At 71.1% G+C, this 2,232-nt stretch carries 2 protein-coding genes and 4 pseudogenes; 3 read left to right on the forward strand and 3 right to left on the reverse strand.

The genetic code is table 11. From position 1 onward, the window contains the following. The first annotated feature begins 111 nt into the window (after positions 1–111). Complete coding sequence (locus tag ACZ7GZ_RS43065) at positions 112–564, forward strand: hypothetical protein (protein ID WP_471033296.1); 453 nt, start codon at positions 112–114, stop codon at positions 562–564. On the opposite strand, the pseudogene ACZ7GZ_RS43070 reads toward ACZ7GZ_RS43065, so the two are convergent. After that, positions 528–728, reverse strand: a pseudogene (locus ACZ7GZ_RS43070) (IS110 family transposase); the annotation flags it as partial. The gene ACZ7GZ_RS43065 and the pseudogene ACZ7GZ_RS43070 overlap by 37 nt on opposite strands. After that, positions 725–1,066: pseudogene (locus tag ACZ7GZ_RS43075) on the reverse strand (transposase family protein); the annotation flags it as partial. The pseudogenes ACZ7GZ_RS43075 and ACZ7GZ_RS43070, both read right to left, overlap by 4 nt. Positions 1,067–1,171: 105 nt before the next feature. On the opposite strand from ACZ7GZ_RS43075, the pseudogene ACZ7GZ_RS43080 reads away from it, so the two are divergent. Beyond that, positions 1,172–1,345: pseudogene (locus ACZ7GZ_RS43080) on the forward strand (transposase family protein); the annotation flags it as partial. A gap of 566 nt (positions 1,346–1,911) precedes the next feature. Here the strand turns inward: ACZ7GZ_RS43080 and ACZ7GZ_RS43085 are convergent. Beyond that, complete coding sequence (locus ACZ7GZ_RS43085) at positions 1,912–2,070, reverse strand: hypothetical protein (RefSeq protein ID WP_471033298.1); 159 nt, start codon at positions 2,068–2,070, stop codon at positions 1,912–1,914. Here ACZ7GZ_RS43085 and ACZ7GZ_RS43090 point away from each other — a divergent pair. Then, positions 2,039–2,140: pseudogene (locus ACZ7GZ_RS43090) on the forward strand (IS5/IS1182 family transposase); the annotation flags it as partial. The gene ACZ7GZ_RS43085 and the pseudogene ACZ7GZ_RS43090 sit on opposite strands and share 32 nt — an antisense overlap. Between the last annotated feature and the right edge of the window lie 92 nt (positions 2,141–2,232).

Consider the following 2,232-nt stretch of genomic DNA (forward strand, 5'->3'; position numbering starts at 1 on the left):
TCAGAACTCGCAATGATTCGGAGACCTGGAGTGCTCACCTGCTGGCGGCTACGGACCGTAGTCTTCCCCACGGCCCGACAAGGCCCATTAGAGCCGTGTGGCGTGGTCTGCATGACAGTGGATATCAGGGTCATCCGGGCCGGTGAGATGTACCGGTACTACCTGCGCGAGACCGTTGTCGGTGACGGTCGGCGCCCGGCCCGCACGCCGCTGCGGGAGGCCCAGGAGCAAGCCAGTGTCCCGGTTGGGCGATGGATGGGGCGGGGCCTGGCCGTGCTCGTGGCGCCGGGCGAGGAGGTCACCGAGGCGCAGCTGCGGAACCTGTTCGGCGAGCGGGGCCGGCACCCGTACGCGGACCGGATCGAGGCCGACCTGCTCGCCAAGGGCCCGTCCCCGAAGAAGGCGTTCAAGGCCGGCGCTCTCGGTCGCCGGGTGATGGTCACGGGTGTCGATTTCGTCTTCCGGCCGCAGCCGACGATCTACCTGCGATCTCTCGGTTTTGGGGCAGTGATTGCTAATGCGGTCTGTCAAGCCGCGAGAGCCGTGGGTGGGGTCGGCTCATAGCACCGTCCGTCACGCAAGAGGGCCCAGAGGACGTTGGCGCGGCGGCGGGCGAGCGCGAGGACGGCCTGGGTGTGGCGCTTGCCCTCGGCCCGCTTGCGATCGTAAAACCGGCGGGACTCGGGGCAGTGCCGGATGCTGAACAACGCCGAGATGTAGAAGACACGAGGGCCCGGATCTTCGCGTGGGATCGGTTGACGGCCTTCTGGCCTGTGGAAAGGGTCTCCCAGCGGCCCCAGTACGGGACACGGACGGTGCCCCCGGCGCCCCGATAGCCCTTGTCCGCCCAGCACGTGATGCTGGCTTCGCCGAGGGCGTCGATGACGCCGTGGTCGCGGGCGGCCCGGACGTCGTGGACGGCGCCGGGCAGAGCCGGTGAGGCCCACAGCAGTCGGCCGGATGGATCGGCGAGGAGCTGCACGTTCATTCCGTGCCTCTTGTGTTTGCCGGAGTAGAACGGGCGGTCGGCAGCGATCCGGTCGATCGGCAGGAGAGTTCCGTCCAGGAAGCGGTCGAGATCCTGGCCGCCCTCGCCCCTACCCTCGCCGAGGCGGTCCGCACCGCATCGACGAAGGCGTTCGTGCTGGCGGACAGGAAGCGAAGGGCAGAGCTGGACACGTCGACGGTGCTGCGCCGACACCGCCGGGAACTCGGCACCCGCTGGCGGCGCCTGAGCGCCGGCCGGCAGGCCCTGCTCGCGCTCGCCCATCTCCGCAACGGTCACCCGTACGCTCAACTCGCCGCCGCCTTCGGCATCGGAACCAACACCGCATACCGCTACATCACCGCCGGCCCGGGTGGTCGACGGCGTGCGGCGCATCTGACGCCTGGTCACGATGGTGTTCGTCGGCGTGCGCGTCGGCCGACGCGGTCGCGGCCGGGGCGTCGTCCCACCCGGCGGGCGTGGGGCGGGCGGCGCGGATCGCGTTCCGCACGGCGAGGCTGACGACCCTGGCCCGCTCGTGGCGGGTGGCGGCTCGCCGTCGGCACCACGATCCCAGCGGGCGGGCCAGGCGAAGTCGGCAGTGTAGGTGAGCTGGTCGGGGGCCGGGGTCCGGCGGCAGGGCTGGGGAACGGTGAGCTGACGAGAGTGGTGGGACAGGGCACGGTTGGCGATGTAGCAGTCCAGGCCGCGCGTGAACTCCTGGCCGCACAGAGTCTCCAACAGGTGCCTGCGGGCTTCGGCCAGGACGTGGCGGCGGGCGAAGGTGCCGCGGGCGGTGGAGACGACCGCGGCGACGGCGACGGCGGCGAGTACGGCGTCGACGTGCGGATCCACCCGGGCCCGGATCGCCGCCCCCGCCGCTCGACAGCGCCGAAGGAGCCCATCGACCACCTGCTTGCCGAACCTCAGGGCGCGGACGCCCGCCACCATGCGAGCAGCTGCTCCAGCGGGCGCGGGGTCTTCTTCTTGGGGCGGGTCTCCTGCGCCACCCACCACGCCAGGCCGTGACGGGCGCGCTCGCCGGGCAGCCGCCCGTGCTGGGGCCGCTGGGAGACCCTTTCCACAGGCCAGAAGGCCGTCAACCGATCCCACGCGAAGATCCGGGCCCTCGTCGAGCAGGCCGTCGCCACCCTGACCTTCCCCTCGTAGCGTGGAGGTGTGACTGAAGGGGAAGTTGAGGGTCATGGGTGGGAAGCGACGGTCGTACGACGCGCCGTTCCGTGAGG

The sequence above is a fragment of the Streptomyces sp. NPDC037288 genome, assembly GCF_055603265.1.

Bases quoted from the DNA above. Each gene is read 5' to 3' on its own strand.
- ACZ7GZ_RS43065 (WP_471033296.1), top strand. From the start codon at position 112: ATGACAGTGGATATCAGGGTCATCCGGGCCGGTGAGATGTACCGGTAC.